This window comes from Paludibaculum fermentans (assembly GCF_015277775.1).
GTDB lineage: Bacteria > Acidobacteriota > Terriglobia > Bryobacterales > Bryobacteraceae > Paludibaculum > Paludibaculum fermentans.
In genome coordinates, this window is the sequence record NZ_CP063849.1 from 5840448 (window position 1) to 5864089 (window position 23642).

24 protein-coding genes are annotated in these 23642 nt (G+C 63.1%); 11 read left to right on the plus strand and 13 right to left on the minus strand.

Annotated features, from left to right (window positions below):
- Positions 1 to 8 precede the first annotated feature (8 nt).
- Together IRI77_RS22945 and IRI77_RS22950 are read left to right on the plus strand one after the other, a co-directional pair.
- Complete coding sequence (locus IRI77_RS22945; RefSeq protein ID WP_194447340.1) at positions 9 to 1013, plus strand: D-alanine--D-alanine ligase family protein; 1005 nt, start codon at positions 9 to 11, stop codon at positions 1011 to 1013.
- The gene (locus tag IRI77_RS22950) at positions 1010 to 2509 is read left to right on the plus strand and encodes a S41 family peptidase (protein WP_194447341.1); all 1500 of its coding nucleotides are present in this window, start codon (positions 1010 to 1012) and stop codon (positions 2507 to 2509) included. Before IRI77_RS22945 ends, IRI77_RS22950 begins: the two co-directional genes overlap by 4 nt.
- Here IRI77_RS22950 and IRI77_RS22955 read toward each other — a convergent pair.
- The 4 genes from IRI77_RS22955 to IRI77_RS22970 form a co-directional block, all read right to left on the minus strand.
- Positions 2427 to 3818 carry a hypothetical protein gene (locus IRI77_RS22955; protein ID WP_194447342.1) on the minus strand — a complete coding sequence of 464 codons (1392 nt, stop codon included), beginning with the start codon at positions 3816 to 3818 and terminating at the stop codon, positions 2427 to 2429. The two genes, IRI77_RS22950 and IRI77_RS22955, sit on opposite strands and share 83 nt — an antisense overlap.
- Positions 3819 to 3835: 17 nt before the next feature.
- Positions 3836 to 4102 carry a hypothetical protein gene (locus IRI77_RS22960; protein ID WP_194447343.1) on the minus strand — a complete coding sequence of 89 codons (267 nt, stop codon included), beginning with the start codon at positions 4100 to 4102 and terminating at the stop codon, positions 3836 to 3838.
- Between the two features lie 31 nt (positions 4103 to 4133).
- Positions 4134 to 4502 (minus strand): metallopeptidase family protein, encoded by a 369-nt coding sequence (locus tag IRI77_RS22965; protein ID WP_194447344.1) that lies wholly within the window; start codon positions 4500 to 4502, stop codon positions 4134 to 4136.
- A 136-nt stretch (positions 4503 to 4638) separates the two neighbouring features.
- Positions 4639 to 5535, minus strand: coding sequence for an alpha/beta hydrolase (locus tag IRI77_RS22970; RefSeq protein WP_194447345.1), 897 nt, complete (start codon positions 5533 to 5535; stop codon positions 4639 to 4641).
- A gap of 117 nt (positions 5536 to 5652) precedes the next feature.
- Here IRI77_RS22970 and IRI77_RS22975 point away from each other — a divergent pair, with 117 nt between their 5' ends.
- Positions 5653 to 8280 carry a serine/threonine-protein kinase gene (locus IRI77_RS22975; protein ID WP_194447346.1) on the plus strand — a complete coding sequence of 876 codons (2628 nt, stop codon included), beginning with the start codon at positions 5653 to 5655 and terminating at the stop codon, positions 8278 to 8280.
- Here the strand turns inward: IRI77_RS22975 and IRI77_RS22980 are convergent, their stop codons facing one another.
- Together IRI77_RS22980 and IRI77_RS22985 are read right to left on the minus strand one after the other, a co-directional pair.
- Positions 8281 to 9699, minus strand: a complete 1419-nt coding sequence (locus IRI77_RS22980; protein WP_228486274.1) for an esterase/lipase family protein — start codon at positions 9697 to 9699, stop codon at positions 8281 to 8283.
- Between the two features lie 2 nt (positions 9700 to 9701).
- The gene (locus IRI77_RS22985) at positions 9702 to 10844 is read right to left on the minus strand and encodes an FG-GAP repeat domain-containing protein (protein ID WP_194447347.1); all 1143 of its coding nucleotides are present in this window, start codon (positions 10842 to 10844) and stop codon (positions 9702 to 9704) included.
- Positions 10845 to 11118: 274 nt separating this feature from the next.
- Here IRI77_RS22985 and IRI77_RS22990 point away from each other — a divergent pair, with 274 nt between their 5' ends.
- Positions 11119 to 12381 (plus strand): hypothetical protein, encoded by a 1263-nt coding sequence (locus IRI77_RS22990; protein ID WP_194447348.1) that lies wholly within the window; start codon positions 11119 to 11121, stop codon positions 12379 to 12381.
- A 3-nt stretch (positions 12382 to 12384) separates the two neighbouring features.
- On the opposite strand, the gene IRI77_RS22995 is transcribed toward IRI77_RS22990, so the two are convergent.
- Positions 12385 to 13248, minus strand: a complete 864-nt coding sequence (locus tag IRI77_RS22995; RefSeq protein ID WP_194447349.1) for an alkaline phosphatase family protein — start codon at positions 13246 to 13248, stop codon at positions 12385 to 12387.
- Between the two features lie 33 nt (positions 13249 to 13281).
- A complete protein-coding gene (locus IRI77_RS23000; protein ID WP_194447350.1) occupies positions 13282 to 14442 on the minus strand; it encodes a hypothetical protein in 1161 nt (386 codons plus the stop codon).
- A gap of 320 nt (positions 14443 to 14762) precedes the next feature.
- Here IRI77_RS23000 and IRI77_RS23005 point away from each other — a divergent pair, with 320 nt between their 5' ends.
- Complete coding sequence (locus tag IRI77_RS23005) at positions 14763 to 15089, plus strand: HU family DNA-binding protein (RefSeq protein WP_194447351.1); 327 nt, start codon at positions 14763 to 14765, stop codon at positions 15087 to 15089.
- A 247-nt stretch (positions 15090 to 15336) separates the two neighbouring features.
- Here the strand turns inward: IRI77_RS23005 and tatA are convergent, their stop codons facing one another.
- Positions 15337 to 15489: a twin-arginine translocase TatA/TatE family subunit gene (gene tatA, locus IRI77_RS23010; protein ID WP_194453766.1), complete on the minus strand. Its 153-nt coding sequence runs from the start codon at positions 15487 to 15489 to the stop codon at positions 15337 to 15339.
- Between the two features lie 106 nt (positions 15490 to 15595).
- Here tatA and IRI77_RS23015 point away from each other — a divergent pair, with 106 nt between their 5' ends.
- Positions 15596 to 15760, plus strand: a complete 165-nt coding sequence (locus tag IRI77_RS23015; RefSeq protein ID WP_194447352.1) for a hypothetical protein — start codon at positions 15596 to 15598, stop codon at positions 15758 to 15760.
- A gap of 44 nt (positions 15761 to 15804) precedes the next feature.
- On the plus strand, positions 15805 to 18243 hold the full coding sequence (locus IRI77_RS23020; protein WP_194447353.1) for a DNA internalization-related competence protein ComEC/Rec2: 2439 nt from the start codon (positions 15805 to 15807) through the stop codon (positions 18241 to 18243).
- 3 nt (positions 18244 to 18246) lie between these two features.
- Here IRI77_RS23020 and IRI77_RS23025 read toward each other — a convergent pair whose 3' ends face one another.
- Positions 18247 to 18504, minus strand: coding sequence for a putative signal transducing protein (locus tag IRI77_RS23025; protein ID WP_194447354.1), 258 nt, complete (start codon positions 18502 to 18504; stop codon positions 18247 to 18249).
- A 129-nt stretch (positions 18505 to 18633) separates the two neighbouring features.
- On the opposite strand from IRI77_RS23025, the gene IRI77_RS23030 reads away from it, so the two are divergent.
- From IRI77_RS23030 to IRI77_RS23045, 4 genes are all read left to right on the plus strand, one after another.
- Positions 18634 to 18906, plus strand: coding sequence for a YtxH domain-containing protein (locus IRI77_RS23030; protein ID WP_194447355.1), 273 nt, complete (start codon positions 18634 to 18636; stop codon positions 18904 to 18906).
- Positions 18907 to 18911: 5 nt separating this feature from the next.
- Positions 18912 to 20465, plus strand: a complete 1554-nt coding sequence (gene pruA / locus IRI77_RS23035; RefSeq protein WP_194447356.1) for an L-glutamate gamma-semialdehyde dehydrogenase — start codon at positions 18912 to 18914, stop codon at positions 20463 to 20465.
- Positions 20466 to 20649: 184 nt separating this feature from the next.
- The gene (locus IRI77_RS23040) at positions 20650 to 20940 is read left to right on the plus strand and encodes a BrnT family toxin (RefSeq protein WP_194447357.1); all 291 of its coding nucleotides are present in this window, start codon (positions 20650 to 20652) and stop codon (positions 20938 to 20940) included.
- Positions 20937 to 21200: a BrnA antitoxin family protein gene (locus IRI77_RS23045; RefSeq protein ID WP_194447358.1), complete on the plus strand. Its 264-nt coding sequence runs from the start codon at positions 20937 to 20939 to the stop codon at positions 21198 to 21200. The genes IRI77_RS23040 and IRI77_RS23045 overlap by 4 nt, the downstream gene beginning before the upstream one ends.
- On the opposite strand, the gene IRI77_RS23050 is transcribed toward IRI77_RS23045, so the two are convergent.
- From IRI77_RS23050 to IRI77_RS23060, 3 genes are all read right to left on the minus strand, one after another.
- Positions 21154 to 21942, minus strand: a complete 789-nt coding sequence (locus IRI77_RS23050; protein WP_194447359.1) for a DUF429 domain-containing protein — start codon at positions 21940 to 21942, stop codon at positions 21154 to 21156. The genes IRI77_RS23045 and IRI77_RS23050 overlap by 47 nt on opposite strands.
- Complete coding sequence (locus IRI77_RS23055) at positions 21939 to 22580, minus strand: MOSC domain-containing protein (protein WP_228486276.1); 642 nt, start codon at positions 22578 to 22580, stop codon at positions 21939 to 21941. The genes IRI77_RS23050 and IRI77_RS23055 overlap by 4 nt, the downstream gene beginning before the upstream one ends.
- A 197-nt stretch (positions 22581 to 22777) precedes the next feature.
- A complete protein-coding gene (locus IRI77_RS23060) occupies positions 22778 to 23638 on the minus strand; it encodes a carbon-nitrogen hydrolase family protein (RefSeq protein WP_194447361.1) in 861 nt (286 codons plus the stop codon).
- Positions 23639 to 23642 lie beyond the last annotated feature (4 nt).

Genomic DNA, 23642 nt, shown 5'->3' on the forward strand with positions numbered 1-23642 from the left:
AGGTATTTATGAGTAAACTCCGCGTCGCAGTTGTGTACGGCGGCCGCAGCGGCGAGCACGAAGTCTCCATCCGCTCGGCCCAGGCCATCATGGCCGCCCTGAACACCGAGAACTACGAAGTCATCCCTTACCTCATCGGCAAAGATGGCAAGTGGGACCCCAAGCCGATTCTGCCCGAGCCCGGCGCCAATGAAGGCATTGACGTCGTCTTCCCGGTGCTGCACGGCACGTTTGGCGAGGACGGCACCATCCAGGGCCTGTTTGAAATGGCCGACCTGGCGTACGTCGGGCCCGGAGTATTCGGCTCCGCCGCGTCGATGGACAAGGAGCACTTTAAGCGCCTCAGCGTGGAGCGCGGCCTGCCCGTGGTGGAGTACGCCATCGTCCACACCGGCAATCCGCACAAGGCCGTCGATTGGGACACAACGCTCACTCAGATCGTCGAACGCTTTGGACTGCCCGTCTTCGTGAAGCCCTGCAACCTGGGTTCATCTGTGGGTGTCGCCAAAGCACACACCGTGGAAGAGCTGCAGGCAGCGATCCTGGACGCGGGCCGCTATGACCTCAAGGTGCTTGTCGAACGCGCCATCGTCGGCCAGGAGGTGGAGTGCGCCGTGCTGGGCAACTACCGCCCGCAGGCCTCCACGCCATGCGAGATCCTGCCGTCGAAGGAGTTCTACGACTACGACGACAAGTACCTTCTCGACCAGGCGAAGACAGTCATCCCGCCCAATTTGAGTGAAGAGAAGATCGAAGAGGTCCAGCGCCTGGCCATCGAATGCTTCCAGGCGATGGACTGCAGCGGCATGGCCCGGGTCGACTTCCTGATCGAGAAGGCCACCGGCAACATCTACATCAACGAGATCAACACCATCCCGGGCTTCACCTCCATCAGCATGTACCCGAAGATGTGGGAGCACGCCGGCTGCCCGTTCGAGATGCTGGTGGGCATGCTCATCAGCCTTGCGCTGGAACGTCACAGCCTGCGCCGGGCTCTGCGCTACGAACGATGAGAACGCTGGCCGTACTTCTGCTGGCGGCCACGCTGCCGCTGGCCGCACAGCCCAAACCGCCTGCCAATCCGAACCGGCCCCTGCCGAATACCGAGGAGCTGGAACGCGAGCTGAAGCGCGTGCTGGACGTGTTTCTGATCGCCAGTGAGAACGCGGCCGATCCGGTGAGCCCCGATGCGGCGTTCTACGGCGGAGCCATCCCCGGCATGCTGCGCCGCCTGGATCCGCACTCCATCTTCTTCGACAAGGAACAGTTCCAGCAGTTGCAGGAGATGGAGCGCAGCGTCACCAAGGGCTTCGGCAGCGTGGTCAGCGTGCTGCCCGGCCGTGTCATCGTCCTGCAGACCCTGCCCGGCACGCCATCGCAGAAGGCCGGCCTGTCGCCGGGCGACGAGATCGTCGGCGTCAACAACATCCCGTTCGCCAATCTCGACCTCGAACAGTTGGTGCAGGTGCTCTCCATGACCCGCCAGCAACAGGCGCAGATTGCGGTGCGCCGGCAAGGGACCGCGGGGCTCATGTTCTTTACACTGACTCCGGAGGAGCTTCAGTCGCCCTCTGTCGACCGCTCCTTCCTGCTGGAGCCGGGCATTGGCTATGTCCGCGCCACCAGCTTCGACACGAATACCGCGACGCTGATCCAGGAAGCCATTGAAGGCCTGGGCGGCGCCAAGTTGAAGGGCCTGGTGCTGGATCTGCGTGAGAATCCCGGCGGCGTCCTGCAGGCCGGCCTCGCCACGGCGGCGCTGTTCCTGAAGCCGGGTACACGCATCCTCAGCGCGCGCGGCCGCAGCACCGAGACCGAGAACATCGAGGTGCCCAAGGAAGCGAAGCCGTACGAATTCAAACTGGCCGTGCTGGTCAATTCGAAAACCGCCAGCGCGTCGGAGATTGTGGCCGGCGCCATCCAGGACAACGATCGCGGCATGGTGATCGGCGAGACGTCCTACGGCAAGGGCCTGGTGCAGCGCGTGTTCCCGCTCAGCGACAATGCGGGCCTGGCGCTGACCACGGCGTTCTACTACACGCCCAGCGGCCGCAGCATCCAGAAGCCGCTGAAAGACAATGAGCTCGCGGCAGCCACGGCGACAACGCGGCCCGAGTTCAAGACAGTGGGCGGACGCACGGTGCGCGGCGGCGGTGGTATCGAACCCGACTTCGTGGTCTTCCCGGAACGGCCCGGCCGCTTCCGCTATGTCCTGGAGACCTCGGCCGCCTTCGCCGGCTACGCCACGGAATGGCTGGCCGGACATCGTGCCGATTCCAGCCGCGACATGGAGATCACCGGTCCAATGCTGGACGAGTTCCAGCTCTGGCTGTCCAAGCGCAACATCCGGCCCGGCCTGGCCGAGTGGTCGTCTGAGCGCGAGTACATCCGCCGCCGTTTGAAACAGGAGATTCTGAACCAGTCGATCAGCGTTGCTTCCGGCGACGAGATCGAGCTTCGGAACGATCCTGTGGTTCGGCGGGCTCTGGCAGGCTTTCAGGAGCCCTGACCAGCAGCACGCCGGCGAACAGCAGCGGCGCAATCACCTGAACCATTTTGCGGTCGAGCGCGGTGTCGATCTGCCAGCCCACGGATGCCGGTGTAACCCAGAGGACGATCAGGTCGGCCAGCAACAGCAGGCCCGGCACGATGAGAGGCCACCACGGTCCGCGTGGCGACCGCACTTTCAGCACCAACGCCAGGGCAGCGAACAGCAGCACCGGGTGCGCCGGGAAGTCGCCCAACTGCAGCAGCGAATCCAGGAAGTTCCTCAGCACCGCAGCGCCGCGGCCCATATCCGCCAGCAGACCAAACGAAAGGCCGGCCGTCTTGGGAGCCAGCAGCAGCGGGAAGCAGATGGCCAGCAGCAACGCAGGCAGTGCTCCACCCAACCAGGCAGCGGCTTTGACCCGCGCCTGCCAGGCCAGCGTGCCGGCCAGCAGCACGAAGAACACAGCACCCTCGTTCTTGGCGGAGGCGGCCAGGGCGGCCAGTAAGCCGCTCAGCGCGAGCGCGCCGGGATCCCAGTTCTTCCGCTCTGCCAGCGCCGCGACGATGAGGGAAGCCAGAATCAGGCAACCGACAGGCGTGTCGGCATACTGCCCCGGAGCCTGCCGCCACAACGGCGTCGACGCCAGCAGAATCACGCCGCCCAGCCAGCCGAGTGCCGGCGACCGCAGCAGCGCCAGCGCAAACCCGAGCAACAGCGGGATGGCCGCACCGAACAACAGGGAAGCGATGATCGGCACGCGGGCATCGCCCACCGCTCCGCCATAGATCCAACCACGAGCCACTACCGAGGGCCACAACAGCGGGGCATCGGCGTTGGCCAATCCGTACTCCGACGTCACCGCCAGCCGCCACGTCGAGGCGTCCGTCAGGAACTTCGCCCGCAGGTTCCAGCTCGACCAGGCATCCCAGTTGCCTTGCGGATTCCCGTTGGTGAACGCGAAGAACGCGGCTACGAACAGGACCATGCCGACCCCGAAAGCAACCGCGGCCAGCCAGGTCCACTTGAACACCAGCACCTCTGGAGCGTCATCCTGTCCGGTGTCAGGGTTCCGGCGTAGAAACCAACCCACAACGCCGCACACAGCCAGCACTCCGTCAGCCGTGTAGGCGGCTGTTTGCGCGCCCAAGCCCGCCCAGAGCAGGGCAAAGGACAAAGCGGCTGTAGCGGCAAGACCCACCGGCAAGGCCAACAGAATCTCCAAGATCCAGGCCATCCAGCGCGGCCGCAGCCCGTCGCAAGCCTGCGACGCACGCACCCAGGGCCAACCGATCGCCCACGCCAGCAACAACGCGGTAAGACCCATCACGCTAGCGGCCCTCCCGGCTACTGCGTGTAGGCGAAAGCGGCCTGCTGAGCCAGGTCGCTATCCGGAAGATCGGAGAAATAGCCAACTTTTTCGGTGACCGGAATGCGCGCCAGCACAGGCTGGAGCCGCTCCTGTTGCGCCATCACGTGGAAGGGATCGTGGAACTGCGAGGCATACTGGTCAGACAGGCCGTACTGCTGTAGTGCGCCGAAGAGCGCCACCACAGCCACCGCGGCCACTCCGGCCAGCGCGCGCGCGCCGGTCGTATGGTCTTGGGCAGGCATAGGGTGCAACTCTCAAGTATAGCGGCCGGTCCTACAGATTTCTGAGACGCCTCAACCGGTTGCGCCGCACGCGCTCGGCTCGCACCACTTCCCGTTCATCCAGTCCGAAGTAGTGTGCCACCTCGTGCCAGATGGTCTCCTCCACCAGGCGGCGCAGGTCCGCCGGATTCCGAGCCTCGCGTTCATGCGGACCCTGGTAGAGAGTGATCCGGTCGGGCATCGAGAAAGACGGGACGGACGTGCGTTCGGCCAGGGGACGGCCCTCGTACAGGCCGAGGAGCCCGGGCGTGGCCGGCTCCTGTTCAACAAGGAACACCAGGTTCTGCAGCCGGCGCCGGAAGCGCGGAGGAATGACGCCCATGCACTCTTCGACGAGTTGGTCGAACTCTTGTGGGGTCATCGTCTGGATTGTAGCGTTGCCGGCTTTCCGCATCCAGCATTCGGATCCGGGACGTCGGGCCGTCCTCAATTAGTGCAGAAAAATGAACTCGGAATTTGGTCGAGCGCCAGTTCAAGAGTGGAACGCCCCCGCCTGGCTACTTCGCTGCCGGAATCAGCCCGAGCCCTCGCATCCATACTTCCGCCAGCTTCGGCCAGCCGGTCACGGGCAACTCCGTGGGCCGCAAACCGTAGCCGTGACCGCCTTTGGCGAACAGATGCATCTCGGCGGGGACCTTGGCGTTCTTCAACGCCAGATAGTAAACGAGGCTGTTTTCGACGCGTACTCCGTCATCCTCGGCCTGGACCAGGAAGGTCGGCGGCGTGTTCGCCGTGACGGGCGTCTCGTCGGCCAGTTTGTCGCCCTGCTCTTTCACCGCGAGGTAGGCGGGATAGATCACCACGGAGAAATCGGGCCGGCTGCTCACCTGGTCGGCCGCGTCCACCGCGTCGTAGCTGCGGCGCTCGTATTGCGTGCTGGCCACGGCAGCCAGATGGGCTCCGGCGGAGAAGCCCAGGACGCCGATCTTGCGGGGGTCGAGCTGCAGTTCGACGGCGCGCGAGCGGACAATGCCGACGGCGCGTTGCGCGTCCTGCAGCGGGGCGGCCCAGCGCGGTCCACCCTTGCGGGCCGGTACGCGGTACTTCAGCAGGATACCGGTGACTCCGATGGAATTGAGCCACTCGCACACTTCGGTGCCTTCCAGGTCGAGCGCGAGGATGTTGTAGCCGCCGCCCGGCAGCACCACCACGGCGGCGCCGGAATTGCGATTCTTCGGGGCCGGATAAATCGTAATAGTTGGTTCACTTACGTTGCCGAGGCGGATCACACGCCGGCCGGCGACCAGCGCTCCATCCGCTTTCGTCGTATCGGCTTCCGGGCCGATATCGCCCTTTTCACCGGGCGCGCCTTTGGGCCAGATCTTCTCGGCCGCCGGTTCCGCGGCATAGGCCATGGTACTAGCGATGGTCAGGAACACAGTGAAAATGCGCATCGTCGTAAGTATCCTTGCTGAGCCACTATCGTATCGCTTGCTCTATCGGCCCGCGGAGCCGCTGCCGATACTCTCGATAACCGGGGAACGGTCCCCCGGAACCGTCCAGCCCGATTTATGTCCAAGCTGAGCCTGGAAGAGATTCTGGCCCGCCTCAATACGGAGGAAGCCTCTCCGCTGCCCGACCGCGCTGCGTTCCTCGACGCGGCCTGCGGCTCGGATGCGGACCTGCGCCAGCTGGCCGGTGCCCTGTTCGACAGGAAGTTCCACACCGCGGACCCGAAAGGGGCCGATTCCTCGGATATACCGCGCATGGGCGGACGAGTGGGTCCCTACCGCATTGAGCGCGAGCTGGGCCGCGGCGGCATGGGTGTGGTGTATGTCGCGATGCGCGACGACGACCAGTATCACAAGCGCGTCGCGATTAAGGTGCTCAACATCAGCCAGGACAGCGAGGAACTGCTGCACCGCTTCCAGAACGAGCGCCAGATTCTCGCGAACCTCGATCATCCCAACATCTGCCGGCTGTTGGACGGCGGTGTGACGTCCAACGGACTGCCGTATTTCGTCATGGAGTACATCCGTGATGCGCGGCCGATTGACGAATACGCGAATGCCCACAACCTGTCAGTGCGCCAGCGGCTGCTGCTGTTTCTCAAGGCCTGCGCAGCTGTGCAGCATGCCCACCGGTTTCTGATTGTTCATCGCGACCTGAAACCCAGCAACATCCTCGTCTCCGAGGAGGGCGAGGTGAAGCTGATGGACTTCGGCATCGCCAAAAACCTACTGGCGTGCCTGGACGGCAGCTTCCACTCGCAAACCATGGGCCTGCAGCCGATGACGCCTGCTTATGCGAGCCCTGAGCAGGTGAGCGGCGAGCCCATCACTACCAGCAGTGACGTTTACTCCCTCGGCGTGGTGCTGTACGAGCTGCTGACGGGCCAGCACCCGTCGCGCCGCATGGAGCAGCCGCTGCCGGAGCTGCTGAATTCCATCTGCCTGGCCGATCCGCAGCGCCCCAGCGTGATGGTGCTCAAGCACGCGCCCCCGCAGATGGAGGAGAACCCCAAGCGGCTCAGCAAGCTGCTGCGCGGCGACCTGGATTGGATCATCCTCATGGCGCTGCGCAAGGATCCCAACCGGCGCTATGCCTCGGTGGAACAACTCACCGACGATCTGCGCCGGGTCCTGGGCGGGCGGCCGGTGCGCGCCCGCAACGACACTCTGCGCTATCGCGGCTGGAAGTTCGCCGGCCGCCACCGCTTCGGTGTCACGGTGGTGTTCCTGCTGGGCGTCACACTCATGTGGGGCGTCTGGTCCACGCAGAACCAGAAGGCGCGGGCCGAAGAACGGTTCCGGGACACGCGTGAGCTGGCGCACAGCATTCTCTTCGAGATCAGCGACGCCATTCGCGACCTGCCGGGCTCCACGCCGGCTCGCATGCTGCTGGTGCGGCGCGCGTTGACCTATCTGGACAAACTGGCCAGCGAGGCCGGCAACGACCTGACGCTGCAGTCCGAACTGGCCGAGGCTTACCACAAGATCGGCGAGGTGCAGTACCGGGTGGGCTACCCCAATATCGGCGACATTGCCGGCGCCCTGAACAGCGCTCGCAAGGAGCTGGAGATCCGCTACAAACTGGCCAGCGCCGTGCCCGGCCAGATCTCGCAATTGAACCTGGCCTCCGCCCACCAGCGGGTGAGTGAAATGTTCGACGGCACCGGCGACGCCTTCAACGCCGCGCATCACCTGGGGAAAGCGTTGGAGATCCGGGAGGCTCTGAACGCCAAGGATCCCGACAACGCCGCGATTCAATCCGACCTGGCATCCACTTACCGCGTGCTGGGTGACATCCAGAAGATCGCGGGCAAACCCCAGAATGCGATCGACTGGAATCGGAAGGCGCTGGCCATCCGGGAGGCACTGCTGGCTCGCAGCCCTAGCGATGACGGCCTGCGGCGGCAGATCTCCATGGACCTGGTGCGAATCGCCGACTCGCTGGGGAGTCCCAATGAGACGAATCTGGGCCGCTATGCCGAAGCGCGCTCCGTTTACGAGAAGGCCCTGGTGATCCGGTTGGAAGTGCTGGCGGCCAATCCAAACAGTCCCACGGCCTTGCGTGAGGTAGGCAACATCTACCAGCGCATGGGCGTCATGCTCATCGAGACTGGCGAGTATAAGGACTCGCTGGCCATGAGCCTGAAGAGCGCCGAGATCTCAGAGCGGTTGGCCCTCGACGATCCCGCGAACTTCGAAGTCAGCCGCGACCTGGGTGTGAAATGCGACCAGATCGGTGTCGTCCTGGAGAAACTGGGCAATCTGGCCGGAGCAGAGTCAAGCCTGCGCCGCGGCCTGGCGTTGAAATCGGCCCTGCTCGCCCGCAGTCCCAGCAGTCAGCGCAGCCAGGAGGACGTAGCCATCACGAACTCGCTCCTGGGCGTCCTGTTGGCTCGCGTCCACCGTCCCATTGAGGCCCTGACTCACTTGAAACAGTCGGCCGACGCGTTCCAGCAGATCGTCCGGTCGAACGCCGAAGCGGGCCGTTACCAACTGAATCTCCTCAAGGCCCTGGCCGCGATGGCTGAGATCTATGCCACAAACCGCAACTGGCCCGAGGCGCGCGCCTCTTACCAGCGCGCGCTGGACCTGGCCCGGCAATTGCAGCAGGACGGCAAGCTGGGCGCCACGGACCAGGGCGAACCCGATCGCCTGGCCCGCTGCCTGCAAGCAATCCCCACTGAGTAGTTACGGAACGTTCTGCCCCAGGGGCACGCCGCTGATCTCTTCACCCTGGTCGCCGCTGGGCAGGGTCTCTGTGAACCGGAACACCCGCGCATCGACATTGCGGTTGAGCGTGATGTCGATCATGACCGTGGCGTTGGGCTGCAGCATACTCGTGACGCCGCCCACATCGGACTGGAACTCGGCTACTTCGTAGTAGACCAGGCCGCCCTTCACCGGACGCGCCAGGATCTTGAACCCCAGCCGGCCTTCCGCCGCCTTCCCTTTCAACTTCGCCATCGCGTCGTAGTTCAGGTAGTAAGTGAGCTTGCCCGGGTTGCGCTGATTCCGCTGGCGGTCGACGAAGAAGCCTTCCGGCAGGTCATCGGGGGAGTAGTCGGGGCCCGCCGTGAGAAGAAGATCGTAATCGGAAAGATACTCGCCCCGGTCGTTCTTCAATCGGAAGACGAGCATGACATAGCGGTCTGTCTGGTATTTGGTGGTGCGCAGCAGGCCTTTAACCTCCTCCACCTTCTCGTCCTTCTGCGTTTGCGCGGTGAGCGCATCGAGGTCTTTGCAGAGCGCGTCATAGGAGTCGACGTCTGACACCGCCAGGCAGCGCGTCACCCATTCCAGCGTGGGATGCTCGCCCGTGCCGCGCACACTGGCGATGATGCCCATGTCCCGACCCGAGTGCGACCTTCCGGGCAGCACGCCCAGGCCTGTATCCGTGGTCTTCTTCTGTCCTGTGAATTGGAGCTTGCGGCCCTTCTGCTCGAAGGTCAGCAACTCGGTGTTGAGATTGGCGGCCGCGACGCGGACCACGCCGTCGGACCCCTGCTCACCCGTGTAGCTGTTGAGGTGGTCGTACAGACTGCGGTCGATGCGCTGGCCGGTCAGCGTGAACACCCAGCAGGCCGCCGCCCGGCAGTCGTAGTCCAGCCACCTGGTGTTCAGATACCAGCTGAGCTCGCTGCCCAGTTCCAGCCAGTCGAGCACACGCTGCCCTGGCTCCACGCCATCGAAGAAGCTCTTGATGCGGCTCAGCCGGCTCTTGCCGAGTTGAGCCAGCGCCGATCCATGATTCGCTGGCGCCAGCATGATCAGGTGCGACAGCGGGCAGTCGACCAGCTTGCCCGCGCCGTAGTAGAGCTCCATCCACAGCCGTACGACCGGGCCGCCGGTGGAATGGGTGATACACGCGAACTTCTTCCACTGCTTCGTGGCCGGATCGTAAAGCTTCTCCCGCAACGCGCAATCGAAGGCCCGGGCGATGTCGTCGACCGTCACCTGGTCGTCGAAACTCACATACTGGCCCAGGTAGATATTCTCCACCTGCACCTGTTTTCCGGCGGCCTTGAAGCTCTTCTTGAGACGCAGGGGCAGTTGCCCATACGTGTTGGTGTTGCGCACGCTCCATCCATGGACGAAGACGATGACCATACTCACCTCCGAAGGTTTTCGTACAGCTTTATGTTTGCGGTGGAAGCCCCAATGCAGACGATATCCGCTTTCCCATCGCCTGTGAAGTCTTCAATCTTACAATCTGCGCCGGCGATGCCGCCGTCGTCCAGCACGGTCCGCTTCCAGTGCTCCCCTGCCTTGTCCTCGGCCTGGTAGACGGAGAGCCGGAACCCCTTGCCGCGGAAGCCGGAGACAATCTCATCGCGGCCATCACCGTCCAGATCGCCCACGGCCAGGGCGTGCGCATTGATCATGCCGTCTTCAATCACGATCCGTTTCCACGACTTTCCCCGCGGCAGATAGACCACCACCTGATTGCCGTGCCAGGGCTCGATCGCCGTGATGAAGCGCTGCTTACCCAATTTGCCCAGCCGTACCTCACTGCTGCCGCATTCCGGGCACTTGCGGGGGTCACCCTTGCTGAGCTCGGTCCACTTCCAGCCGCCTCCCTTCTTTGGCTCAAACAGCCGCAGGCCATCGAAACTAGCCGTGATCAGGCGCTGGCCGTGCGTGGTCCAATCCACCGGAGCTATGGCATGGACAATGCCGTGCAGCTCTTCCGTCACCGTTTCGCGCTTCCAGGCGCCCGGACGGTACAGATAGACAGGCGTCTGTCCCTCATATAGCGGCGGCTTCGCGGTGAGTCCCACCAGCGGAGACAGCAGCAGCACCTTCTTGCCGTCGCCGTTCCAGTCGATCCAGCGCAGGCGGTGGGCGGTGGGGATGCGGTCGAGCTCGCGCATGGTCCACGGTTGCCGCACATCCTTGCCGCTCTTCAGCAGATAGACGTCACCGATGCTCTTTTCCGGGCTGGTTTCGAAGTGGGTGGCTACCACGCATTCCGGAATCCCATCGCCGTCGTAGTCGAAGCAGTCGAGGTTGATGGGCCGCGGAGCATTGCTGGCCATCACGTGACGCTCCCACGTCGGGTTCTCAAACCAGGCGAGCTCCGTTGCCCGTTCATCGACCGCGATCAGGTCCTTCTTGCCATCTCCGTTCAGGTCAACCGCAACCAACTGGTAGCCCATTTTCAGGCCGCTTGTCACCACATGCGCCCGGAAAGCCGGCAATTCGCCGCCACACAACGGCAGCGCCAGGAGGAACAGATACAAGTGTCTAGTCATGTCAATGAAACCCCGCATCCGCGGGACACATCCTTTGCACAAAGAGTTCTCTGTGATAATAGATACTATGCGTTTCGTGCGCACCTTATTCTGGTGCACATTAGCCGCCGTCTGTACTGGGGCGCTGGAGGCTCAATCCGTGATTGAGCCGGTGAATGTGGAGGAGACCGGGGGGGATGCAGTACCAACACTCCCAGTCCTGCCACCTGCATTCGTCCGTCCGGTTGAATCCCTGCCGAGGGAACCGTGGATTCAGCCCAGCCGCCAGGAAGGTGTGAACTGGAGCGGCGTTTTCAAGCAGTCGGCGCTCTTTCTGGGCATCGAACATTCCTTTCGCCTTTTGTCCGAACCAGGCACCCGCGAGGGCATGAAGGGCTCGTTCTTCTCCGGTTGGCTGGCGGCTTCGGGCAATCTTCACGGCTGGGCGGACGGCGACCCCTTCTACGTCAACTACGTAGGACACCCCATGCAGGGGGCGGTTTCCGGCTACATCTGGGTCCAGAACGACGGCAAATACATCGACGCGGAGTTCGGCGCCAACCGGCACTACTGGAAAAGCCGGCTGCGGGCGGCCGCATTCTCAGCGGCTTACAGCTTCCAATTCGAAGCCGGGCCGGTCAGCGAAGCCTCCATCGGAAAGGTGCAGGGCAAGTGGCCCCAGCAGGGTCTAGTAGACCATGTGATTACGCCATTTGTCGGAACCGGCTGGATGATCGGCGAGGACGCTATCGACCGCTTCATCATCAAGAAGCTGGAAGCGAAGTGGGAGAATCCTTATGCGATGGTTTTCGTGCGGGGCGTCCTCAACCCCTCGCGGTCGCTGGCCAATGTCCTGCGCTTCCAGGTGCCATGGGTACGTGACGACCGTCCTGGGCTGTGGTCCCCGATGCACTCTGCCTACGTGCGCGAACTGCGCGAAGGCCGTATCTCCGGCTTACCGCCGGAAGCGCCGCCCGAACTCGAAGGCGAGGCGGGGCTGTCGTCTTTCGAATTCAGCCTGGATGCCCAGCCGCAATTCTTCTTCGGCAGTGGCGGGACAGGCCCCTGCATGGGCGGCGGCGGCGAGGCTGCATTACGCATGACTCCGAGCTGGCAACTGGTCGCGCAGGTGCATGGCTGCAAACTGAATGGGTTGCCTCAGAACCTGAGCGGCGACACCCTCAGCTTTTACGCCGGACCGCGCTGGAATCCCAATCCCACCGGCCGCTGGAGCCCTTACTTCCACGTCCTGGTAGGCGGCATGAAAGTGTCGCAGGAGGAGATGTTCCCGGCTCTCAAGGAGGCGGTGGAGAAAGCCGCGAAAGAGAAGGGCGAGCCGGAAGTCGCGCTGCACGATCTCTACACGAAGGAGTATGAGGCGAACGGCTTCTCCATGGCGGCTGGAGGCGGTGTGGACCTGCGCGTGAATCCTGCCATCGCGCTGCGCCTGGCGAATCTGGAATACAAACGCTCGTGGCTGCCGCCCGCCAATGGGCGCGACTACAACAGCGGCCTGGCGTTCACCGTTTCGATGGTGCTGCGCATGGGCACCTGGTAGACGTCAGCGCAGAGCCTCCGCAACCGGTTTGCCGGTCCAACACGGGTGTGGCGCGACACCGAAGATCGCGGCGATGGTGGCCGCCGTGTCGATGGTCCGCACCAGCGAGCGGATCTCGCGGCCGGGCGGTACCGCGGGTCCATTGAGAATCCACGGAATCTCGAGATCGCGCTGGGTGGGGTGACCATGGCTTGTGCCGGTGCCGCCGTGGTCGGCCGTAAAAAGGATAAATGTGCTGTCCGCCATGCCCGAGTCCCGGATAGCCTTGTGTAGCGAGTCCAACAAACCGCCTACCATCTCCACCGCTTTCCGGTACTCCGGGCCAGACCAGCCGTGGTCGTGACCGGCATGGTCGACATCGTCCAAATGAATGAAGAGCAGATCCGGCTTCGCTGCCTTCCAGTACTCGATGGCGGCCTGCATCGCCTCCGGACTCCCTTTCACGTGGCGTAACACCGGTACCGCTCCGGGTTCGATCAGGCGGCCGAAGTCCTTCCAGTCGTGAAACACGGCCAGGCGCAGCTCCGGCCGTTTGTCGTGCAACAGCCCGAATACGGTGGGGAAACGGCCGTTCGCGTCCTTACAGGCGGGTGCGATGTCGAACTTGTCCGGCTGCCAGTCGTTCGAGGTAACCCCGTGAAGCTCAGGTACGGCGCCCATGATCATCGACGCCCAGTTCGGGCTGCTTACGGTCGGCAGCACGCCGCGCGCATGCAGCGTCCACGCGCCGCTCTTCATCAGGCCCTGGATTTGGGGCGGCGCCTCTTCACGCAACATCTCCGCGCCGAGTCCATCCACGCCGACAACAATCACATGCCGCTGGCCATGGGCGGCCATCGCGATCAGGAGTACCAGGGCCAAACGCATACCGAGCATGATATCCGCATGCGCGGAGGGGCGTCACTGCCGGGCGTTCAGTGAACGGATCCCATCGGCCAGATCGGAGGGACGGTAGATAGGGATCACCTTCCCCTTGGCCGATTTCACCAGGCTCGTGACGGAATCCCCATCGCTGGGATAAGCCGGTGGAGTAAAGGCCAGGAACCAGGTCTTGGGCAGAGCCTCGCGCAGGGCCGGATCAATCGGCGGCAGTTTGGGCCCGGCGCGCCATGTCGGTCCCACGAAAACAAATGCGTCGCTCTGTGTAGGATCCTTCACCTCTGTGCGCAGCATCTCTTCCAGGAAGTCCTTCGGCGAAGGTCCATTCTTCAGCGTCGCCATGTCGATCGTGCTGAGGTCTACTGCGGCCAACTGGCGGATGAGCCGGCGCATACTACGGCGGTCGAAAACGGCCTCCCGGTAAATGACATTGCGGCGCTCCAGGTCGAACACCACAACGCAGGCCGAGGTGAAATTGGCGTCACGCAGCAGGGAATTCAGGCTGCTCAGCAGGATCTGGCGATCCCACGGTGAGAGCTTGGTGACCACGCGCCGGGGCCATACGGGCGCTGCATGGAGAAAGATGGTGGCGTGGGATGCCTTCGTTCCGGGCGCCAGCGCGGGAAAGCCAGGCCAGATCTCATTGCCCAGGGCCTGCACGGTGCCCGGCGGGACCGTCGGCGACACGGCCTTGAAGTTTGCTGTCAGTTTCCAGGCAGCCTTGCAGCGGCGTCCCTTGCCATCGGCCATCAGCCATTCCACTGAATACTTACCCTGACCCACATAGAAGCCGCCGCCCATGCGCAGTTCCAGCTTCCTGAGGTCAGCGCCCTCGGGATACTTGCCGGGCACCTCGAACGGCAGCCAGAGATACTTGGGCTTGGCCGGGCCTTCGCTGGGAATGACACGAAACACCACGGCGGAGGAACGATCCGGTTTGCCATCGAACTCCGCTGCGGAAATCGCCACCTGGAAGCCGGTCCAGATCCGCAGGCCATAGTCGAGCGCCGGATTGAAGTGAGTGATGGTGCACGCCAGCTTACCTGCCTGCGGATCATTCCAGAACGAATCGAAGGCCACGACAGCCTTGCGACCCTGCTCTGACTCAGGATCCAGCTCAAGTTGAGCGAGCAGCGGATAGGCCGCCCACAACGCAATCAGGCAAAGCCGCCCGTGGAACATCGCTTTCCTTCTCCCTCAATCATAGATGCCCGCGGGTGCTCTTTCGTATTCCCTACCTCCCGGTGAAGGACCGCCCAATCGTCATAGAGACGTCGAAAGCCCACTTTTTCGGCCTCCGAGCCTATCTCTGCCCCAAAAAGCCCGGAAAATAGGGGTTTCTGGCCACAGGCCCCTTTACACCGCGCGCGGCCATCCCTTATGATTGATCTGCAAACGAGACCTTCGAACAAAATCGATCGGTTTTGTTTTTAGCTTCCGATCCTCCTCCCGACGGCCTGTCACGGCCGCGACAACGATCGGAGAAGTCACAAGGAGTCGTTATGGCCGAAGTAAAGAAATTGACGCAGACTCAGTTGGTGAAGGAGATCGCCACCGCAACCGGGATTTCCAACAAGCAGGCGAAGGCCGTTCTCGACAAGTACGTTGAGATCGCCATCGCCCAGACGAAGAAGGTTGGCCTGTGTGTGTTGCCTGGCATCGGCCGCCTGAAGAAAGTGGAGCGCAAGGCTCGTACCGGCCGCAATCCTGCCACCGGCGCCACCATCAAGATCCCGGCCAAGAAGGTCGTGAAGCTGACCTTGGCCAAGTCCCTGAAGGACGCCATCGTTCCGGCGCCGAAGCCGAAGGCCCCCAAGAAGAAGGCGTAGTCTCCGGACCGTCGCTGGATTCATTCATTTCCAATCGCAATACAGCCCCGCGTCCTGCTCCAACAGGATGGCGGGGCTCTTGCTTAGGTTTTGAAGGGAGTCCGGAACCCGGTGGCTGCCGGCATCCAGAAACTGGAAAAGCCCCGAATCCGTTGGGATCGGGGCTTTTCATCTTGGGAGACTTAGATAGGATCGCCGCTCAAAGTGCGGGCGGTGTTCCGGAAGAGGGCAAGCGCGAAGCGCGGGCCTAAGCCTGCTTCTTCTCTTCGGGCTTCGATTCTTCTTCCTTCAAGGCGTGCTTGAAGTTCTTGATCCCCTCTCCGAGGCCTTTCGCCAATTCTGGGATCTTCTTGCCGCCAAACAGCAGGACGGCGACCGCCAGAATAATAACCAACTCCATAGGGCCAATGGAACGCACAGGGCCTCCTTATCCATTAACATTGTAGGTATTGGGGAAAACGGGCGTCAAGCGTCCCCTCGTCCTGTCTACCTGTCTTACGGATGCCATGAAGAAGCCTAAACCATTGGAGATTAAAGAGGATCGCTCTCTCCAGGCACGCCGCCGGGCGCGTCAGGCAGTTGGTACCGTCAAGCCCGCGCGTGTCATTACGCCCAAGGTCCTCAAGGATCCCCGCCACAAGAAGTCCCAGCTCGACGATCCGGAATCTTGACTTCGGTTGAGAGTTCTCTCCCCCTCCAACCACTACTCTCGTAGATGAAAAATCCGCTGGTCGCGCCCGCGGCTGCCTTCGCCGCAGGCATCGTCCTGGTGCGTCTGGCCGGCTTCAGCTCGGCGGAGCTTGCAGTGTGCGCCGGCGGATTCGCTCTTCTCGCTCTCTTCGGTCATCGACACCGCTGGCCCTGGCTGCGGTGGACCGCGATTGGCCTTTCCATGCTCGCCTTCGGTGGGCTCGATGCTATCTGGCAAAAGGATCCACCTGTACCACCCATCCCCGAAGGCCCCCTGCTCACCGGTTGCGTGGTGGAGCCCGCCGTCGCCAGCGGCGACCGCCATCAGTTCACTCTCGAACTGCAGCCCGGAGTCCGCGCCCGAATCAGCACCTCGTCCAGTGCCGGAGAGTTTGTCTACGGCCGGCGTGTCCAGGTGGAAGCCACTCTGCGGCCCGTGCACGGCTTCCACAATCCCGGCGCCTTCGACCTCGAAGCCTGGATGGCGCGCCGCCAGATCTACTGGTCCGGCTCCATTGGAAAGAACAAGCGAAGCGAAGTGCTGCCCGGTGCATGCGGTACACCCTGGCGCCGCGGCCTGGAACAACTGCGCGCGTCGGCACTGGCTCGTGTCGACATTCTCTATCCCGGCGACGCCTATCGCAGCGCCATGATGCGCGGCCTGCTGTTGGGCGACAAGAGCGGGATCCGCAAAGCGTGGATCGAGGACTTTCGCCGCACCGGCACCTATCACGCCCTGGTCATCTCCGGCAGCCACATCACCCTGGTCTGTGGCATCCTGCTGCTCTGGCGGCGCTTTTTCGGCTATGGCAGTCGGACCGTTCTGGTCGCTTCCGCCCTCATCGCCTGGCTGTACTCGCTGGTCGCCGGCGGTGATGCTCCGGTGCTGCGCTCCGCCGCGGGCTTCAGCCTCTTCGCCGTGGCGGCCTTGCTGTACCGCCGCACTCAGATTCTCAATCTGCTGGCCGCCGTGGCCCTGGCCTTTCTTGCTTTCGATCCACGCCAGCTCTTTGATGCCAGCTTCCAGTTGTCGTTCCTCGCCGTAGCAGCCATCGGAGCGTTCCTGCCGCATCCCACCCTGACTCTGCTGGAGTCACCGAATGACGCACAGGCGCTGCTGGAAAGCCGCCTCGTGGCGGAGACCCTTCACCTGCTTTTCCGGGTGCCCATGAAACTCTGCCTCGGGACCATGCGCGGAGCTGTGCAGTTGGGGCACTTCTTCTGGGAAGCCCTGCGGCTCTCCGCGGCCGTCCAGGTTGGGCTGGCTCTCCCCATGGCGCTCTACTTTCACCGGCTCTCCGCCACCGGGCTCACCGCCAACGTCCTCGCCGTGCCCGTGGTATCCGCCGCCGTGCCCGTTGGGTTCGTCGCGGTCTTCACCGGTTGGCACTGGCCGGCCGCCATAGCAGGCTGGCTGCTGGACGTATCCCAGGCGATCGCTGCCTGGCATGCCCTGCGCGAGCCCGCGTGGCGCATCGCCGACCCGCCGCTCTGGTTGTCGCTCGCCCTGGCTGCCAGCCTGGTGGCCCTGGCTGCCCGCTGGCCTTCGCGGCTCCTGCCCGCCGCCCTCACCACGCTCTTCCTGGTCCTGCTCGTCTGGCATCCCTTCCCGCCCTCGCAACAGCCAGGCACCCTGGAACTGACCGCCATCGACGTCGGGCAGGGCGAAAGCCTGTTGCTCAGCCTGCCCAATGGGGAGATGGCGCTGGTCGATGGCGGCGGCTTCCCGCAGTTCGGCCGCCGTACGCCGCCGCAGATGGACGTGGGCGAGGACGTCGTGTCGCCCTATCTCTGGTCGCGCGGCATCCGAAGACTCTCGATCATCGCCGTCAGCCATCTCCACGACGACCATTGCGGCGGCGTGGCCGCTTTGATGGAAAACTTCCGGCCGCGCGAACTGTGGACCAGCTTCGCTCCGGATGCCAAGGTCTGGCGCGCGCTGGAAGAGACGGCACGGCGCTGCGGGGTCCGCATCCGGGTCCTCAAGGAGGGTGACGACCTGGATCTGGGCGGAGTTCGCTGGCAAACCCTGGCGCCTGCCCGCCAGCAACGCTGGACCGGGCGGCCTCAGAACAACGATTCGCTCGTCTTCCGGCTCCGCCACGGGCGGCATTCGTTTCTACTCACCGGAGACATCGAGCAGGGCGTGGAGAGGCGGCTTTTGGAAGAGGCGGCCCTGCAGCATGTCGACGTGCTGAAAGTCGCGCACCATGGCAGCAAACGCTCCTCCAGCGACGCCTGGCTGGACGCCATGAACCCATCCGTGGCCCTGGTCTCCGCTGGCACCGGCAACATGTACGGCCTGCCTCATCCCCGCGTGATCGACCAGTTGAACACACACCACGCCCTCATCCTGCGGACAGATCAGGACGGATTGGTCACGGTGCGCAGCGATGGACGGTATTTAACCGTCGGCAAAGCCCGTTGGGAACCGCCGGAGTGGCGGCTGCTGGATCTGGACTGAACGTTATTCCGTGACTTCGGCGCCCGTCTGCTGCGCATCGCGGACCACGCGAACCGCGTCTTGCAGTTGGTTAGCCGGAACCAGGATCTCGTAAGGCAGATTCGGCATCTGGCTCGCGCCTTGCACGACAACCTGAATATCGTTGGCTTCGAGCAGCGTCTTGATGGAGAGGCACTCCATCTCGGAGAGCTCAAGCTCCAAGCCGCCCTCCGTCAGGGGTACGAGGTTCACGTCCGGGGTGGGGATGCTGGAATCGCTCATATAGCCTCCGCCTTCATTCTACGCTGTAAGTGCGCAATAGAAGTCCAGCATTTGTGCGGCCTCCAGCATGGGCTGTTAAGGCGGACTTGGCTGGGCTGGCGCTACAATGACGGTCGGAGGCACATTTCTATGTATTCGGAAATCGAAGAAAATTCCGGCAAAGCTCTGTGGTTTGTAGCCGGCGTCGCCGTGGGCGCCACCATCGCACTGTTGTTCGCTCCTTCGTCGGGCCGCGTAACGCGGCGCCGCATCGGCCGCGTGGCGGAACGCGGGCGTGATTCGCTGGCCGACACCGGCCGTGATATCGCTGAAAAGGGCAAGGAACTCTACGAGAAGGGCCGCCGTCTCGCAGACGAAGCCGCCGACATGATCGATCGCGGCAAGAAACTAGTGGAAGGCTGAGTCTTATGCGTCTTTGTGATTTCAGGAACGAGCCGTACGCCGACTTTTCGAAACCCGAAAATGCCGAGCCCATGCGTGCGGCTCTGGCGGCGGTCCGCGCCGAATTCGGAAAAGAATACGACCTCCGGATTGGCGATGCGCACCACCGCACCGGCGACCTGCTGAAGTCCATCAACCCGTCGCAGCCCGGCGAGGTGGTGGGCCTTCATCATAAAGCCACGCCCGAATTGGCCAATCAGGCCATCGCCGTGGCTGACGCCTATTTCCCGGTCTGGGCGGCCGTACCTGCGGCCGACCGGATCGCCAGCCTCCGCAAAGCATCGGCTATCCTGCGCCGCCGCAAGCTCGAGTTCGACGCCTGGCTCGTCTACGAAGCCGGCAAGAGCTGGGCCGAGGCGGAAGCCGACGTCAGCGAAGCAATCGACTTCTGCGACTACTATGCCCTGCTGGCGGAACGTCTCGCGTCGCCTGAATCGCTGGTGCAACTGCCCGGCGAGCACGATGAAATGCGCTACCTGCCGCTGGGCGTGGGCATCGTGATCCCGCCCTGGAACTTCCCGCTCGCCATCCTGGTCGGCATGACGACGGCCGCGCTGGTGACCGGCAACACCGTCGTGGTGAAACCGTCCTCCGACACGCCGACCATCGCCGCCAAGTTCGCCGAAGTGCTCGATGAGGCCGGCTTCCCGCCGCACAGCTTCACCCTCATGGTGGGCAGCGGCGCCGAAGTGGGCGATCTGCTCATCACCCACCCGCGGACGCGCTTCATCTCGTTCACCGGCTCGCGCGAAGTGGGTCTGCGCATCAACGAACTGGCGGCCAAGACGGCGCCCGGCCAAATCTGGATCAAACGCGTCATCGCCGAGATGGGCGGCAAAGACGGCATCATTGTCGACGAAGAGGCCGATCTCGACGACGCTGTGCAGGGCGTACTCTGGAGCGCTTACGGCTACCAGGGCCAGAAGTGCTCGGCCTGCTCCCGCGCGATCGTCAGCGAGAAGCTCTACGACTCGTTCCTGGAAAAGCTCGTCGCAAAAGTGAAGGACATCAAGGTAGGCCCGTCCGATGATCCCGCCTACTACATGGGTCCTGTCATCAACGAGCGTTCGATGAAGTCCATCCTGGACTATGCCGAGGTCGGCAGGCAGGAAGGCCGTGTGTTGACGGGAGGCGAACGCCTGCCGGGCGACGGCTACTTCGTGGCGCCGACGGTGATCGCTGACATCGACGTCAAGTCGCGCATCTTCCAGGAAGAGATCTTTGGACCCGTCCTGGGCGTCACCAAGGCGCGTGATTTCGATCATGCCCTGGAGCTGGCGAATGCGACGGATTACGGCCTGACCGGAGCGGTCTATACGAACAATCCGGAGAAGATCGCCAAGGCCAAGGAGCAGTTCTTCGTCGGCAATCTCTACATCAACCGCAAGTGCACCGGAGCCATGGTCGGAGCCCACCCCTTCGGAGGCTTCAACATGTCCGGTACCGATTCCAAGGCCGGCGGCCCGGACTACCTGCTCTGGTTCGTCCAGGCCAAGAGCATTGCGCAGAAGATGAGTTAGTGGAGCTATACTGATGGTGACCCCGATTAGAAGGGGACCATCAAGTAACAGACACAGGGTCAATTCCGATCCACGTGGCGAACGGCGCAGCTTCGGTTGCGCCGTTCTCCCTTTTTAGGGCCACATCTCTGCACGATCTGATCTCTCGTCGGCCTGGATTGTATATGCTATTCTGTATATACAAGTGACCCGGTACGAGTGGGACGAGAACAAGAACCGTGCAAACAAAGCGAAACACGGTCTCTCGTTCGAGACCGCGATTCTGGTCTTCCAGGATCCATACGTCCTGAGTGAAGTGGAACGGGTGGTGGATGGCGAAGAACGTTGGCAGTCCATAGGGTTGATCGCAGGCACGCTCATCGTGCTGGTGATCCACACATGGCATGTGGGGGGCAAACCGGGTGAAATCATTCGAGTGATCTCGGCGCGCAAAGCGACTTCCAAGGAACAACACTGCTACGAGAACCTGCTATGAAGAAGCTCACACTCCAACAGAAGACCGAATTGGAAGCTCTGGCCGGACAGCCGGATAGCCAGATCGATACATCCGACATCCCTGAAGTTTCATTTAGCGATAAGGCAGTCGTGGGTAAGTTCTACCGCCCGATCAAGAAGCCGGTATCCGTGCGTCTCGACGCGGACGTACTGGACTGGCTCAAGCGCTCGGGGCCCGGCTACCAGCGCCGGATCAACCTGATCCTGCGTTTGGAGATGCAGCGCAGCCTGAAGACCTAGCCGGGATTGAAGCCACCGAAGCTGCGAGCGTTGGCCGCCCCGGCACCACAATAAACCCCTCCGTGTTCGACCCATACACCGTGTTCCGCGCCTTGCCCCACCACCACCAGTGAGCCGCAATGTAGGCGCATAACACCGCATCGATCTGATCCTCCACCGGCTTGGTCGGACCCCTCTCCGGAATCTCCGGCAGCGTCAGGGCCAGCGGCGGATCAAGCATGGGTAGCCTCGACAACATCAACCCGCGCAGACGCGCTAACTCCGCCGCCCGCTCCGCCCGGCGCCCGCGCTTATACTTCACGATTCGCTCCAGCCCAAACAACCGGACCGACGCCGCGTGCGGGTGGATCTCAATCTGGAAACGGCCTGTTGCTTGCGCCTGGATGTCTGCCCCATGCCGAAAACCCGCGTCGGCCAACCGGCGGCTGAAGGCGAGGACCAGCGGCGCAAACGGCAGCCCCAGGTTCGCGGCGTGGCAACCCGCGTGAAACCGGCGGAAGTCCTTGTTCAGTTCGCGTTCCGCGTCCCGGATGCCCGTCTGCCGCGTAATGATGGTCGGCGCGTCGACACCCACCACTCCGTCCTCGTCCTGCATCTCGATGCGGATCCAGTCCAGAATCTCATCCGCGGCCTCCAGCCGCGTGACGTTCCGAAGACGCAAACCCGGACCGTCTGGAACCACGGACGCCAATCCGCTGGGCTTCCCGTACCAACCCAAATCCACGCCGAGGAAGACGCTCACGGCTGGATCAACTCCACTTCATCCCCCTCGCTGATTCGGCCTGGTTCGAGGACATAGCTGTTCAAACCCAACACACCCTGAAAACCGCGCTGGATCCGCCGCAATACGTTCAAGTCCTGTGCGCCGGTATCCGGGTCGTAAGTTGTCATGATGCACCGGCCACGCAGGTCCTCCATTCCGATCAAAACGGAGCCGATCCGCAACTGGGCGCCTTCCCACGCCCGCTCAGCCAGTCCCGGCACTCCGCTGATCACCAGATTCGGCCGGAAGCGCCGCGTATCCACGCCCACCGCCTGCAGCATCCCGTCGGTGGCCACCAGCAGCGGGAGGATATCGAACCGGTCCTCCGCGTCACTCCGCACCAGGTGCGCGCCGGCCCCCGCCACGGCTTCGACAGCCCGCCGGATCTCCTCGGACTGCCACGGCAGCCCGTCCACCAGCACTTCTCCGTCAGCGGTCAGAATGGCGCGATGCCGCAGCAGCTTCGGACGCGTGCGAGCCGTATAAATCCGGCCCTGCCCGTTGCGCACCTGGATCACGCGGTCGCCCGCAATCCCAGCCGGTCCGATCTCAGCCGCCGGCAGCCGCTCGCCGGCCATCGACTTCACTGGATATCGCCAAATCTCCTGGACTCGCATCGCCTTGCCCTCGCTCTCTAGAGACCAAGCGAGGCAGTGCAACCTGCGTGCCAAACTACCTGCGCCGCAATATCAACAGCTTACGAAGAGAAGCTAGTGGCCGCCGCCATGAGATCTCAGGACAAACCTGAGATCTCATGAACCAATGCAATCCGTCCCTGCTGGACGTTCAATCACAACCGGCCGAGAGTAACCCTCTACTCCGGCTTTACATCCGCCCGCAGCCGCACATCGGCAATCATCTTCTCCCAGTGCTCCTTCAGGAACGGCGGATTCGCCAGGCTGTCAAGCACATAGCCACGATCGGCCCGCGCCAGGTCCAGCACCGATGTGATCATCTCCTCCTGGTAATACCCCGCCTCGGCCAGCGGAATCCCGTTCGGTTCACGGATGAACGACATCCCACTCGACGTCTGCAGCCCATCCGGCGACTGCCCAATCGTATTCGCCACACAGTGGAAGATCTTCGAATTCGGACCCACCGGCTGCTGCGCCCGGCCCGACGTCCGCTTCCAGCACACCGCCTCGATCTCGTCTGAACTGCACGACGGGTGAAACAGGATCTGCGCCCCAGCCATCGCCGGGATCCGGTAGAGTTCCGGATGGCGCCCATCGCGGCAAATCACCAACGTACACGGCACGCCGTCGATCTCGAACAGCGCCAGCTTGTTGCCGCCCCGGCAGTACTGCATCTCATCGCGCCCGGCCATGTGTACCTTGGCGTACTCGTGCGTAATGGCTCCGTCCGGAGAAATCACATGCGCGAGATTGAGGAATCGGTCGTGTGTCTTCTGGATGGTGCCGGCGATCACCCAGACGCCAAACTCCAGCGCGGCCTTTTGCGTCTGGGCCAGCGCGTCCAGCACTGCTTTCTGGTCGAGGTTCACCAGATAGGGGAAGTAGTAGCTGGTGAGGTGGGCCTCCGGGAACAGCACCACCCGGCTGCCTGCCTCGGCGGCGGCCCGGATGTACTTCAATGTGGTACGCAGGTTCGCTTCCAACGGAGTCGCCCAGTGCATCTGGACGCAGGAAACCTGCAACGTGGCGGGAGCGGACATGGAT